Annotated in this window: 6 protein-coding genes and 1 tRNA gene; 4 read left to right on the top strand and 3 right to left on the bottom strand. The window is 55.2% G+C overall.

Features of this window, described 5'->3' with window-relative positions; translation table 11 throughout:
- The first annotated feature begins 51 nt into the window (after positions 1-51).
- From NBH07_RS12570 to NBH07_RS12555, 4 genes are read left to right on the top strand one after another with little or no spacing between them, the layout of a single operon-like run.
- Entirely contained in the window at positions 52-3,765 is a 3,714-nt protein-coding gene (locus NBH07_RS12570) for a hypothetical protein (protein WP_156682805.1), read from the top strand.
- Between the two features lie 23 nt (positions 3,766-3,788).
- Complete coding sequence (locus NBH07_RS12565; RefSeq protein ID WP_009018505.1) at positions 3,789-4,130, top strand: hypothetical protein; 342 nt, start codon at positions 3,789-3,791, stop codon at positions 4,128-4,130.
- 13 nt (positions 4,131-4,143) lie between these two features.
- Positions 4,144-4,437 (top strand): hypothetical protein, encoded by a 294-nt coding sequence (locus tag NBH07_RS12560; protein ID WP_009018506.1) that lies wholly within the window; start codon positions 4,144-4,146, stop codon positions 4,435-4,437.
- Between the two features lie 38 nt (positions 4,438-4,475).
- Entirely contained in the window at positions 4,476-13,031 is an 8,556-nt protein-coding gene (locus tag NBH07_RS12555; protein WP_009018507.1) for a fibronectin type III domain-containing protein, read from the top strand.
- A 54-nt stretch (positions 13,032-13,085) separates the two neighbouring features.
- Here the strand turns inward: NBH07_RS12555 and NBH07_RS12550 are convergent, their stop codons facing one another.
- The 3 genes from NBH07_RS12550 to NBH07_RS12540 all read right to left on the bottom strand — a co-directional run bounded on the left by NBH07_RS12550 (position 13,086) and on the right by NBH07_RS12540 (position 15,334).
- Positions 13,086-14,261 carry a tyrosine-type recombinase/integrase gene (locus NBH07_RS12550; RefSeq protein ID WP_009018508.1) on the bottom strand — a complete coding sequence of 392 codons (1,176 nt, stop codon included), beginning with the start codon at positions 14,259-14,261 and terminating at the stop codon, positions 13,086-13,088.
- Positions 14,262-14,459: 198 nt separating this feature from the next.
- Positions 14,460-14,534: transfer RNA gene (locus NBH07_RS12545), tRNA-Pro, on the bottom strand.
- 59 nt (positions 14,535-14,593) lie between these two features.
- Positions 14,594-15,334 (bottom strand): murein L,D-transpeptidase catalytic domain family protein, encoded by a 741-nt coding sequence (locus NBH07_RS12540; protein ID WP_005861989.1) that lies wholly within the window; start codon positions 15,332-15,334, stop codon positions 14,594-14,596.
- Between the last annotated feature and the right edge of the window lie 29 nt (positions 15,335-15,363).

The following is a 15,363-nucleotide window of genomic DNA, read 5'->3' as shown; positions in this document are numbered from 1 at the left end:
CCTTTATCGGACCATCCGACAGCCATACTTTTGGGGGTAAAATAATCGCAAATGGCAACGATCATAGACAAACCAGACGCTCTGAGCCTGTCCGGGAACATGAGGAAATTTGTATTGGGGGCAAAAGAGGCCGTCTCTTTCATCTTGAAGAAAGGAACGGCCACCTTGCTCGAGCAAAGCTACGAGCCCGGGCCGGACAAGATGGTCACGATCGACGTGAGAGAGGTGGTGGAAAGCCAATTGAGCTATACTTTGGACACGGCCCAAGAGATCTATTCCCAAAATACCATATTCGCAGATTTCACGGCCACGATAGACGGGACCTCCCACTCGTTCCGGGCGATCCGGTGCGGGATAGCGGATCTGGCGGACACGCCGGGAAACTGGTTGAAGTCCCACTTCCTCACGTGGCAGCCAAAGGTCAAGGAGGTGACCTATTACTCACCGGAGTGGTTGACCTACTACGCCATATCGGACTGCACGGTAAAGGCCAAGGCCACGTTCCCGGACAACTCGTCGAGCACGACCTCCTTGAAGGGAATGACCGCCGGCGAGTGCGTGACACTCAATCTCCAATACGCGATCGTAGCCAAGCTATTCGGGAACAAGTACCCCAGCTATCTCGAGGTTTACGCCGAGGCCGGCGGAGCGAGACTGAGCGTATCGCAATTCTATAAATTCACGGATATCCATTCCGAGGACGAGCAATGGTTCCTTTTCGAGAACAGTCTGGGCGGTATGGACACCTTCCGTGCCCATGGGGTGAACCGTCTGCAGGCGGAGCATGGCCACCTGATAGCGGAACTGGACGAGAACCTGTCCGAGTATGACGTGGAGACCGATCGTAAGTTCGTTAAGAACACGGGATTCCTCGATGATTACTCCCGCCGTTGGTTGCTGGATTTTTTCCCCAGCCGGGCCAAGTATATATACGAGGCGTCCATGATCCGGAGAATAATCGTCACCGAGAGCGACGCCACCTACACCTCCAACGATCTCCCGAGCTCCTATACGTTCACGTACCGACTCTCGGAGATCTCGAGATACCTGAACCTTATCCGTAACGAGAAAGAGCTTCCGGATAATCTAACGGTTCCAAACCTCTCCTCGCCGGATTTTATTTTTCCCCCTCGCTTAGCTGAGCTCCCACGGCAAGAGCTTGGCGAGGGGGTATTATTCCCGGCCTTTGATCCGCATAACCCCAAGGCTTCCGTAGCGACTTTTGGCTCGATACATGATACCATAAGGAACAGTATCATAAAAGAGCTCGGGGACACATGGAGGGCCATCGTCAACGAGGCTGGCGGGTCTGGGGGAACCGGTGACGGCCTTTACCATATAAAATTGGATGACCTGACGGAACCATCCGACGAGAACGGGTTCACGGCCCTGAGAACCTTGAAAGAGATACTGAAACCCATATCCGCCCTCGATGACCGTTACCTACGCAAGGACATCGACGATGCGGCGGCGGGCAACATCACGTTCGAGAAGGACATCATCCTTGCCGGCCTTGACTCCTCCATCTACTCAGACCGTGACGCGGGCGGCTTCGGCCATGAGAACGGGTTCCGCCTGTTCGCCGACGGCACGATGTGGCTGAAGGACCTTAGGGTGAAGAATGACTCGATGTTCGCCGGTTCCCTGTCCTCGCCCATGTTCGCCTCGGGGTTCCCTAACGGGACGGGCTGGATGCTCGCACCGTATATCCGGACCAACGCCGCCGGGATAAACGAGACGAGATACAAGCTGGAGATCGACGATATCGCCGTGCGGGGAACGTTACGGGTCTACGAGTTCATCGTGTCCCAGCTCCTGGGAGAGAACGACAACCGCATCTTCTCCGGGATGATGGAGGTGGACCATTACGACACCAACTCGGGCAGGATCTACCTCGACACGGACGGGGGGCGTTTGTACAACCCGTTCCGAAAGGGTGATATCCTCATGGTGCAACAGTTCCAAGGCGATCCCACCCTGGAGAACAACTACCAGATGGTGAAACAATACGAGCTGAAGGTCGTATCGGTTGGGGTAGGCAATCTTTACGACGGCGAGAACCGCCTTGATTGGTTGACGTTCGAGAACTTCGTGGGCGATCTCTCCCAGATAACCAAGAGGGATACATTGTGTCGTGTGGATAATCCGGATAACTCCACTCGCAGCGGCTTAATCAAGATAACGACCATTGACGAGTTCGGTACGCCTTACCTTGACGTGATTCGTGGCATGAAGACCGACCCGGAGAATTGCGTGAAAGTGCGTATCGGGAACCTGAACGGTCTTGTCACTCCTTATTTCGGAAGATTGGACGGTGACGGAGCATACGTGGCGAACCTATACGCAAGGGGTAAGTTCATCCTCTCTGACACGGGAGAGGACGTAAGTACCTTATTCCAGGTCATGAACGGAAAATTCTCTAGCGAGATGTCATCCATCCGGCACGAGATAGCGGAGAAGGACAACTATCTCACCAACTCGTCTTTCTCGGAGGATATCGTCGGATGGGAACCGGGCAATGACGTGTCTCTATTCACTATCAGCGAGCGTTATATCCCGGTGAACGACTCCCTTTACTCGGAGAAAGACCGGATCACCGGTATCGTGCGGGTGTTGAACAGGCTCGCCCTCTGCATCAAGAACTCCACGATCAGGCAATTGAACGCCAATCTCTCACGCAAACCGGAGGGATTGGTGGAGATGCCGGACGGGACCACGAAATGGCCCACGTTCTATATATCGTTCATGTGCAAGGTCAAGACGGCCGGTACGCTCACCATAGGTTTTCCCGGGCAGGACCTGTACGAGACCAAGGTGATGACAGCCACCGAAGCTTTCGCGCAGGAGGAGTTTATCGGGGAATGGGACGGGACGGGTGATTTTACCATCTCCTATACAGGGGAGATATTCATCTATAACTTGCTGCTCACGAGCCGGCCATTGGATGATTTCCGGGTGGAGATGACAACCAGACTGGAGCAGACGGATGAGCGTGTCGGGATGTACGCCATAAGGATGGATAGCCTGAAGAGTACGGTAACGGACATGGGTGTCGTCCTTGACAACACGAATACCACCTTGTCCGCCTATGTCTCAAAAACGGACAATAATAGCAAGACCATCACAAACCTTGGCTTGCGGATAGATGGGATCAATGACAGCCTGTACCTGTACGCCACGAGCTCGGAGCTCTCCGGCCTCAGGAACGATCTCTCCGCCTCGATAGAGCTGAACGCGAGGAGCATCACGCAAAAGGTATCGACCACGGACTATAACGGGGACACGGTGGTCTCCATGATCAACCAGACGGCCAGCACGGTCACGATCAAGGGTAACAAGATAGACCTGAACGGCGTGCTCATCGACAATAACGGGAAGATCTACGCCAGCCTGATAGACGCTGACAGCATCACCTCGAATATCGTCAAGATAGGAAATTTCGTGTGGGGAGGGAGCGCCTTGGCCGGGACCCCCGGGACCACGTTGATCATCGGCGGGGCGGCGACAATCGGCTTCTCGAACGGATACGCCGCCCAATTCGGGGGAAAGGTCTATATCGACGGGGCGTTATCCTGCGGCTCCATAACGGCCTCCGGGTACGGGAATATCCATTGCGACACGCTAAGCAGCGTCGGGAACGTGTGGTCATCCGGCGATTATTACTGCCGGGGACACCAAGGGGTCTCTTTCGGGACGGACGTGGACCTTGATAAAATACGGTTGAGAGTGGTCGGCGGCATCATCGTCGGCTACCAGAACGAGTGAACCATCATTTAAAACATACGATCATGAGAAAGGAACTAACGATTTTGACAAAGGTCACCAAGGAGGTGACAGGCAACCTGCCCGGCGGGGAGACGGTAAGGTACTCCGGGACGTACGAGCCCGGCAAGGGGCTTGGCTCCGTTCACGCCGCCGTCACGAGAGAGGGCAGGCAGGTACTTACCATCAACCACCAACGCGAGGGGCAGGTCGGTTATAATTTCTCCGCGGGGGATGATTTCAAGACCATGGAGACCGTCATAGGCGAGGTATTGTCGGATATCGATGACCTCTATGACGAGGCGGGCTCGGAGAGCGTGAGGCTTACCGTCGAGAACGGGATCATAACAGGGGTTTCTAACGATTAAAGAATTAACAGCCATGGCAAAAGTGGATTTCAAGAATTTAAGGGTACAGGCGACGATCGAGGGCGATCCCATCGTCGTTGACACCCGCAAGGAGCTGGGCAACCTCGTATGGGGGGCGGCCCGTGACATAGCCGTCTCCGATTTTGGCAAGGAGATATATTTCAGTGACGGACCGATCGAGGTCGGCGGGGAGACCGCCAAGGAGATACTGTCGATCCTCGACATATCCAGCGCCTCCGCGCCTCTGAGACGCGCGCTGATCGAGGCGCTGACGCCCAAGAGACTTCCGGCTAAAAAGGGGAAGTAAGCGCATGGATTTGTCTAACCAGTCAATCGAATAACGAAATGGCATACTCAACCGATGACATCAAGGCGCTCGCCGCCATATTGAAACCCATTATCAAGTCGGCCCTGGAATCCGGATCGACAGGGGTCGGAGACCTGGAGGTGGTGACATCCCTCGATAGCGTATACTCCCTCCCGGCCCTTCGTATGCCGGGAGGGATACATGACGTGGTGGAGGCCCCCCTGTCCTTGCTGCGGGTCAATCTTCGCGTGACGACGACACACGTACAATGGAAACTGGGTAATGGAGAGTGGAAGGACCTGCTCGCCCTGTCCGAGCTGAAGGTGGTCTTCCGGCGTACGGAGAAGCACCTCCAATGGAAGGTTGGCGCCGGGTCATGGGAGGATATCGTCGAGCTGGAGAGCCTCAAGGGGGAGAAAGGCGACCGGGGGGACGCTTTCCGGTACGAGGACTTCACCCTTGAGCAATTGATGGGCCTGAAGGGTGACAAGGGAGACAAGGGGGATAACCTTGAGTACAGGTTGCTGGACAGCTTCCCTTCCCTGGAGTCCCTGAGAGCGGCGTATCCAACGGGGACCGGACAGGACGGCTTCTTCATCGCCGGTGACGGGATGTACGTATGGGACCCGAAGGACGTGGCATACAAGGAGATCAAGCTGGAGGTGGACAAGGTATTCACCTCGGAGATATTCAGGGAGGTGACACCCTCCGGCGGCCGTATCGCCATCGACTTCCTGAAGGCCCCTTACGCCAAGGTAGCGCTCGGACAGGACACCCTCATATATAACCTGGAGATACGGAACACGAGGGAGGGATCATGCGGGAAGGTCATGGTCTACCAGAGCGGCCTCCGGCAGATCGTGCTGAGCAACACGATGAGAGGCACCATAGACCTGCCGCTCAATAGCGATACGATAGCTATACTGAATTACAACCGTGTCGGGGAATATATCTATATCCACACGAGCACCATCATCGGGGACAAGACCTATCCCGGCCCGCAAAAGATCAAGGACTTCCATGTGGTCTACTCGGACAGCTCCTCCTGCACGGTGCAATGGACCGCCCCTTACGCGAATAACATCTACGACAGGGGAACCGAATACGACATGCGATACGCCAACGACCTCGTGGACGCCGACGACCCGAAAGTGTGGGCGGGACTCCGCAAGGTCCCGGCCATCCCGACGCCCGAGAATCCCGGGACGCTGCAGAGAACGACGATATCGGGTCTCGTCCCTAACAGGGAGTATTACGTATACCTGAAAACCATCAAGGTGAATTTCGGGGTGGAATACATATCCGGGGCCTCGGATCCCGTGTACTTCCGCACGGTCGGCAGCGAGGACATGACGAGGGCCTACCGTATCAACCTGACGGAAAGGAACATCATCCCCCAGCTCAGGAATTATCTCACCGACACGGACGGGACCGTCTGCTCGGTAGGCAGGATGGTGGACGAGACCGAGAGGAACGTCTTCCTCGATGACGGGTACCCGGACATGACGAACAAGGGCTACTCGACCTTCTGGTACCAGTACAAGTACAGCCGGGACACCTCGCCTTTCGACATCGTCATAGACCTGTTCTCCGCCTACGTCATAGACAAGATGTTCGTATATACGTCATCCCGGAACAAATTCTCCGTCTACGGCATGAGGGACATGGGCTACGACTGGGAGCGTGTCGGCGAGATCAGGATCGAGTACAACGCTTGGGCGGCATTGGATTTCAGGTCCTGTCAATGCAGGTATATCAAGCTGTCTTGGGATCTCATGGATTTCGGATCGAACTCCAAGCTCCCCGTCATGGGCGAGGGGGCCGAGGGATTCCCGGAACCGGAGTACAACGGGACACTGGAGAGCGTGAGGAACCTGCTGCTTTACGGCCGTCCGGCCTCGACCCGGCCGGAGGGGATCATGTCCCCCCTGCGCCGCTCCACGACCCGCAAGACCGTGGACCAGTTCCTCTGCACGAACGGGCACGCCTACCAGCAAGGGCGCATCCATAGCATGTGCTCCGGCGAGAGGTCCCGCATGTACATCTCCCTCGGCCATTTCGCCGCCTTCGACCCCTCCGGCCAGCCGGTCCCTTACGCCCGGCTAGCCGACATGCGTTTCCGGGTAAGCCGGATACCCTGGGTGAGCGGGAACAACGGGACGGGGGAAAACCTTGTGGAGACCTTGACCAACACGTACAAGAGATATGGATTGAAGCCCTATATCTGCAGCACCGGCGTTTTTGACCCCTGCCTTTACGACAGGTCCCTTACGATCCATAACCGTCCATGCGACGCCTATTGGTACCCGGGAGCGTGGAAGCCGGTGCCCAGGCGCGGTGTCGGTGGCCTTGACAGGTACCTCGGGGTGACGACGGACGCCAATTCCTACAAGACATACGCCAGGCTATGCCAGGCCTTGGCCGCGAAATACGGCAGCGCCAAGGTCGATGGCACGGGTCTCTTCTTCCCGGAGGACGAGTCCGCGGAGACGGGGCTTGACCTTATCAGCGGCATCGAGCCGGAGAACGAGCCGGACGCCAACTGGAACGGCTGGGTGGGCTACGAGCGCGCCGAGGAGTACGCCGCCGTCGTGTCCGCCTCGTCGGACGGCCATGCGGGGACGCTCAAGGACGAGGACGGCAGGGCCATCCCCGGCACGAGATACGGGGGCATCCTGCCCATAGCCGGCGGGACGGCGTCGGTGAACCGGGGATACCTGCAACCCGCCATCCTGCGATGGAAGGCCACACGTACGGATGCCTCGATCCCGGTGGCGGCGTTCTCCATGCACATGTACTTCAGCAATATCGGTAACCAGGGCGGCAGCGACGAGGCCGTGCAATACGGCATCACGTTCGAGGAGGCCATGAACAACGACACGGGGGGCGAGCTACCCAAGGTCTGCGCCTTCCGGGACCGTGTGGCCCCGGACAAGGAGGTATGGCTCACCGAGTTCGGATGGGGCGAGTCGGGAGCCCGGGAGACCGCCAGCAAGTACCAGTGCTACTCGCAGGCCGGCAGGCAGGTTGGGAACTGGACCGTCCCGGACCGGCACCGCTCGGATGTCAAGGGGGCCTGGATCATCCGGGCGTGCGTCCAGATGATGGCGATGGGTGTCGATATGGTCAATTATTACTCCACCGAGTGCGAGGGCAACTATTTCGGGGCCGGGAAGTATGACTCCGGGGCCGGGTTCGAGATGTTCCACTGGAACGATTGTACCGACGATACCCCGGGCGCCAGGGTGGAGGCCATCAAGGCCCATGAGTGCACGTATCCGAGGGGAGGTTTCGCCACGACGGGGCTGTTCGGCCAGCTGCTCGGGAACGGGGCCTACCCGATAACCCGCGCCTACTGGTGGATCGCCACGTTCCGCAACCGTTTGAAAGGTTACGTGTATACCGGGATGAGACATGTCGATACGGATAGCCGTATCGTGATCGCCTGTTTCAAGGAAAGGGACGGGGACAGGGGCGCGTACGTGGTTTACCTGAATGACAGCCAGAACACGGGCGTGGAGGGTGTCGGGATACCCGTTCCCGCCGGCGTGTCGTCGTACAGGCATGTCACCGTCCACGTCCCCGAGATCCCTAACCCGGAGGACGTGCCGAGCACGCTGGGATGGGACAAGGAACGTACCGGATTGCCGACTTCCCGCAAGGAGAGATATGTCAACGGGGAATGGGTCGTTCAAAACAAGCCATACCACCAAGACCGCCACATGTCTTACACCAAGGTCCCCGCCTCCTATCCGGAGAATCCCGCCGAGGGTGACGAGATTACCATATTGCCCACGGAGGCGGAGAATCCTTATTTTCCGATAGTCGGGCCTGTACAGGCCAAGGCCAGCCCCCATAAGAACACCCTGTCGGCCCAGCAATACGAGCAGGACCGGGAGAACTGGGAGAGCGAGCCGCAATTGGACAATGACGGCAACGTGGTCTGGACCGTCAAGGGAAACCCGATGTACGCGTGGCGGCAGGTGGACGCCGTATGCGACTACATCGATTTCCATCCGGAGGGTATCCGGGGAAGGACGGGCGACGAGAGAACCGGGGAGGTCATCCGGGGCATGATCCGGACGAACGTGTCCGAGTTCCCGGAGTTCTTTTTCTTTGACGCCATACCCGAGCCGGACTACCGGGGCGAGATCACGGACCTCTCTTCCCGTACGGTATCCTCCTCCGCCATCGAGCTGTGGTGGAACAACACCGGCGTGGAGGATACCGGCTATGAGATATTCGTGTCCGGTCTCCCGGAGACGGGGTATACGTTGCTGAAGACGGTCTGCATAGACGTGGAGAACAAGGCCGTGATATCCGGGCTGCTCCCGGATACCACCTACTATTACAAGATACGTCCCGTCAGGGGTGAAAAGACCGGGACGATGAGCGAGTACGTGTCCGCCAAGACATACCGGGACATCCAGCCGCCGACGGGCTTGCGGGTGGAAAGCCGTACGGCCACGTCCATCAGGCTGGCATGGGATTACGACGCCGGGCAGGTCGCCGATTTCCTCTCCTACGCCATTTATCGGGCTGACGATACGGGGGCGTACGCACAAGTGGGTACGGTTGACGACCAGTCCGTGCAGACCTACGAGGACATGGGACTGGCGGTCGGGCGTGTCTACCGGTACAAGGTACGCGTGTCGGGCCTGAACGGCGTCTCCGACTACACGGGGGAGGTCGAGACAAGGACGCTGCTTCCCGAGGAGGTGACACCCGTGATCCGGAACGCCATCACCGACAAGCTCGGCAGCAAGGTGATACTTACCCTCGACCTCCCGATCGGTATTGTCGGCGGCGGGGCCAAGGCTGGCTTCACGCTCACGGAGGACGGGAACCTCCGGATGGTCCTGTCCGTGACGAGGGACGAGGCCAACCACAACAACCTCGTCCTGTCCATCCCGCAGGACTCACTGGCAGACTATGACAAGAAAACCGACATCCGCGTATCCTACAATGGCCTTGGCGGCATCCTGTCGGATTATGGTGTTACGCTGGAGGGATTCAGGGACGTGAGGGTCGCGAACGTGATCGGCAATTTCACGAACATCAACGCCATCTACCAGATCAACCTGTGCTCCGCCGATACCCCCAAAGTAGCCGATTGGAACAACCTGGCAGGCGAGGGTGACGGGCAGACCGCGCTTGTCGGGATCGTCGATACCTATGGGCGCGTCTCCGGCGTGACGGTCACCCGTGTCCATGACGGCTCATCATTTAAATGGGGGCAGAATTATACCGGGGGTTATTGCGAGATCGAGGATATCCCGGCCTCCGTCTATGGCCCGATGTGGGGCGTATCGCACGGGAACACGAGCTCGGAGGCCGTAAGGGCGAGACTGACGTTCTCCGGCCTCGATAACGAGTACAGGTATACGGTCAAGGCATTCGGCGGTACGAGGTATGGCGGCGACATATCCATCAGGATGCGTATAGGCGACGTGTACACGCCTGTCATACGGGAGCTGGGAAACACGAGGGACATGTTGGCGATAGAGGACGTCTCTCCCGTGAACGGCGGGATAAACGTTGATTTCATCAATCCCACGGAGACCGTCACGGCGAATTACTCGAAGGTCGCGTTCGTGATCGTCGAGGAATACAGGTCCAACGACTCCCCGGAGAACACGGACGTATGGCTGCGTGACGCCACGGTCGTGGAGGAGGAGAACGGCGTGGTCAAGTTCCCGGACGTGACCGTCCACCTGAACTGCGTCGGCGCGGCGACCGCCTTCCGGATCGGCGAGACGCAAGACCTCTCCCCCGTGGACTGGACCGACATCGTGGACGATACGCTGGACGTGCCTTACGTCCTGTCCGGGGGGTTCGGGGAGAAGGCGTTATACGTGCAGGTCAGGAACCTGTACAACGAGAGCAATATCCGTGTCATCGACATAGAGTACAAGGACCCTTACGTGCCCCTCGCCCTCAGGAACGTCTACGTGAACAACGACGAGGCGACCACCTACGGCCGGGACGTGACGGTGATGGCCGACAAGGACGGTGTCCCGACCCATTACCGGATATCGGAGTCATCCGACCTGTCCGTCTCCGGATGGGTGGAATGGCCCGGCCCGAGGGTCTCGGAGGTGCCGTATACGTTATCTGACGGGGCCGGACTCAAGACCGTGTACATGCAGCTGAGGGATGATATCACCGAGTCCACCGTCAAGGTCGATACGATCCAGCTCAAGGTGTTGACGAAGGCCGTGGGAACGATAACGATCCCGTTGCCCGACGGTGTCACCGACGCCGGACAGGTCGATATCTCGATCGCCCCGTTGAAGTACAACAAGCGTTTCGCCTTCGGTTACAGTATCGATGACACGTCCATGCAGGCCTATTCCGTGGTGCAGGCGCTGTTCGCCGGCAAGTGGATAGACGACGCGAACTTCTGCCATCTCGGGGCGGACAGGACGACCGGCCATGCCCCGGAACACCCCCTATATTACACGGACGGTCTCGGCACGAGGAGATATTTCGCCGTCGGCAACTATCTCATAACGTTACGCTCCAAGGAGCAATACGGCCACCACCCGCTGGAGGGGAGCGCCGGGGCGTCCAACCCGTACCTGCGTTTCGACGAGCTAAAGGCCATACAGGACTTCGATGGCGAGTGGATGATCCACAACGTGGACGAGACGGTATGGGACAGGACGGACCCGAGATCCATCGCCCGGGGCATGATCGAGGTGAACGACTACATGGAGGCGAACGGCGTTGGCCGGTCCATCATGTCCAGCACGCCGGACGGTAACGAGAACTACCCGGCGGCGGCCCTTGTCTGCGACGATATCAAGGCCATCTGCCGCGAGCGGGGGGCCGGGACCAACCTTGACGTATTGGCGATCAAGGATATCGAGAAGATGCAGACCCCGAGGTACTTCATGGACGACACGTCCGTGGAGAACCTGAGAGGCATACTGGCGAGGACCACCGGCAACAGCGTGCTCGGCCTTTCCGCACATTGGGGAAGCCTCGGCAGCCACCGTCCGCGCGGGGCGGTCGGCGTGGATGACGGGAACTGGAACAACGTCAGGGAGGTGCTTGAGTACATATACGCCGCCTACGGGGCCGCCGGTACCGACGAGGTATGGTTCGCCAACGACAGCGAGGTATACCAGTACCTGTATCTCAAGAGATACACGTCGATCTCGAAGAGGATCGAGGGTAATGACCTTGTCGTCACGGTGGAGATGCCGAGACTCGATAATTTCAAGTGGTTCGAGACCACGTTGTTGCTGGATATCGAGGCCGGGGCCGCCTCCTCGGACGATGGCGTGTACGGTTTTACATACGGAATGAATAACGGAAAGTTTATGATAAACGTGAACATGATGGACGGCCTCGTCGAGAGGGCCGAGAGATACACCGCCAGGTTCGAGGCCTCGGAGAGCGGGGAGGACATGGATGACGCCCTTTATTTCGTGCAACGGCTCAAGTCGTCCTTGCGGGTGCCGTACATGGCGAGGATCAACGCGTTGATCGCCCCGCCGGTTCTCGTGTCTTTCGCTATCGAGGCCACGGAGACGAGCGATCCGGCCATATCCTGCGCTTACTCGGCGACCGGGAAGGTCACGCGCTACATGATTAGCGAGTCCCCGGATTTCACGGGGGCCGGGTGGCTTGATATCGTCGATAGTCCCATACCGTACCGGTTGTCGAACGTGGAGGGGGATCATACCGTCTATCTCAAGGTGGGGAACGCTTTCGGGGAGTCCTCCGTGATGGGCGACTCGATCGCCTACAATCCCCCGGCGTTCGGGCTGGCGGGGATCGTGATCGATGGCGGTGCCGCCAGCACCTCCGACCATACGTTATCCATAGCGTTCAACGTCCTCGGAGTCGACGTGCCGACCATGATGATGCTATCTGAGTCGGCGGATTTCGCGGGTGCGGAATGGCAGGCTTACCGGAACCCGGCCACGTTTACGGTATCCGGTACCGGCAGCAAGACGATATACGCCAAGGTCAGGACGGATACGGGGGAGAGCGGCGTGTCCAGCGCCTCCATCGGGGTGACGGGACTGTCCGCGGTATTGTCCTTCGGGTGGATTTATAGCTCAGGGCTATCCGTGAACTCGTCCTCTTATGACAGCGTGTCGGGAATCACCAAGGTCCGGCTTGATTCCCAGACCTTGGCCGAGATCAACATCTACAATAGGGACGGCAGTACGCTAGGTACTTTCAACGCGTCCGGATTTACCGCGGGGAACTCCTCGTACCAAGGAAACGTCACGGGGGATGATTCCGGCGTGTATCCGGATGACGTGTTGAGAAACATATTGTATAAGCCGAACTCGGTCGAGGCGGGCATCATGGACCTCACCATCCCCGATGGCCGGTATAAGTTCAAGATACTGATCAACACGGTGAGGACGTATGACTTGAGCGAGGCGTCTTACGTGCTTGAGAGCGGCGGTGCCAGCCAGTCATTCCCGTTGAAGACCAGTTACGTGAACAACTTCCATGACCTCTCCGAGCTGGTGGTGGACGTATCTGGCGGGGTCACGCTCACCGTCAAGCCGGGAATGGCGAAGAATGTATTGGTCTTATTGAACGCTATCGAGATTGAGAGACTTTAAGGCAAACATATTAATTTAGACAGTAGCAGACTTGACAACCAAGTCTGCTACTATCTAAAACCCAGAATCAAAATCCATCAACAAAGGATTCGCCTCCTTCAAATCATGTGGCGTATATATATCCGTTATTGATATTGAGGAATGCCTAGCTTGATCACGTACAGACAGAGCATCCACATTTTGGCGAAGCATCATTGTAACTCCGGAATCTTTTAGGGAATAGAACTTATAATCCTTCGAAAACTTTAAATCTCTCATAACATGGGATAACCAATAATCCCTAAACTGTTTCTCGGTTCTTCCACTCTCTCCTGGTTTGAAAGAATCTGAGAAAAGATAATAATTCATCGGATATTGGTAGATTTTCAAATCTATCATCAATTGAATAACCTTTTTATTCAATGTAACCACCGCATCTTTTCGGTTCTTCGATATATCACCACTAACTAAAATCGTTTGATTCTTAAACGATATATCCCTTATTTTCAGCATTGACATCTCTTTAGGGCGAATAAGGCAATAATATTCAATGTAACAGGCTAGCAAGAAATGTTTATTATTCCCCATCAAGTAGTTCCGTAAGCGCTCAAGATCTTTTATAGACAAGACTGTCCTGTTTTTTTGATAATGCCGCTTTCCTAAAATTTGCAAACCTTCGGCCATATTCGTTTTGTGATATCCAGAGCGTACTAGGAATTTACAAAATACACTCAAAACCCTTATGTAGTTATCATGAGTTTTGGCCGTATTGCCGCGATCAATGTATATATGATCCAAAAACTCTTGCAAAAAGCGCTGATCAATTTGGTAAATATACGTAGCCGACTGTTTCAACGACTCATTGTATTTCTTGAGATTCCTAATCTTTGATTGATATTCCACATAAGTAGCTTCTCGGATAATGTCATCATCCAAATATTTTTTCTGTATCCGAAAGAAATGTTCTATGGCATCATCAATAAATACATAAGATAATGCTGATTCCCGTTCAATCCATGGGTTCCAACCTCTTCGAAGTTGTTCCGAAAGACGATTGATCAAATCTTTCGCATAGATCCTCCTCTCTCCTATTTTCGAAATATGATTAAGCTTGATTTTTTTTCGGCGCATCTTTCCCTTTGCTGGATCGAAGGCCATAAATCCGATATACCATTCCACACCGACATATAATTGAGGCGGAGTATAAGCTACGATGCTCAAAACACTCGAACTTTGTTTCCTTTTAGGCATTTTTTTTTAACGTCAATTTTAAATTAAAATCAACGCTAAGACATTTACACTAAAAATCTTACAGACATTTCCTGTCTCAAAATTGTCCCGTTATGTTAAAACGAGGCACTTTGATAACTTATGTCCCATTCCTGTCCCGGGGGTATTAAAACAGTTAAAGGGAAACAGTTGAATACCAACCATTTCCCTTTTTCTAAGTCGGGGTACCAAGATTCGAACTTGGGACCCCCTGCTCCCAAAGCAGGTGCGCTAACCGGACTGCGCTACACCCCGTTTTGCAATTCATAGTGTTTATCTCTGATTGCGGTGCAAAGGTACGCCTTTATTTTAAACTACAAAACTTTTCGGTAACTTTTTTCATGAAAAATATCATTTTCTTGTTGAGTGGATAGAATGGAACTTTGCGTCAGATAGTTCTTATCGTTGGCGTAAATAAATAAAAGGGTTCCATTCTTTATCGTATTAATAATTGGCTTACTGACAGATACAGGCAACGCAGGGCAACCAAAGCTACGTCCTAACCGACCCGAGGAAGCTGCCACAGAAGGATCGGAATAAGAGGCGCCATGAATTACAATCGCCCTTTGCTTAGCCAAATCATTTATTCCTTTTTCCAATCCATTTAGGATAAGCGAATAGCCATTCCGACCTTGGTACGTATTTTCCGTCAGATAAAATCCTAAAGAGCTTTTATGAGAACCGTTCTCGTTCGAGAAAGAGGTCGCATAATTCCCTCCGCTATTCTTACCGTGAGAAACCAAAGAGGTGTAAAGTATTCTCTTTTGCCGTATATCCAATACAACCATACGCTCCGCCGTAGAAGGTTTAGAGAAATCGATCAATGTAAGGATATCCTTATTTTTCCGATCAATCTTCTCGGAACCTCTAAGCCCCTGCATAAACGCATCGAAACAAACCCATTGATCCAATCGCATCTCCTCATATAATTGGCGCCCCATAACCGCCACAGACGTTGATCCCGTTTCCGGAGATAGGGCACGCAAAACGCCACCGGTTGAAATTGAACCTACAGACAAGACAATAAAAAACAAATACAAGAAAATCCTTCGCATACTAAAAAACAATAACGCCGCAAAGTTAT

The organism is Parabacteroides sp. B2-S-102 (genome assembly GCF_023656665.1).
Classification (GTDB): domain Bacteria; phylum Bacteroidota; class Bacteroidia; order Bacteroidales; family Tannerellaceae; genus Parabacteroides; species Parabacteroides distasonis.
The sequence above is the reverse complement of the archived record's forward strand: the minus strand, read 5'-3'. Positions and strand labels throughout refer to the sequence as shown.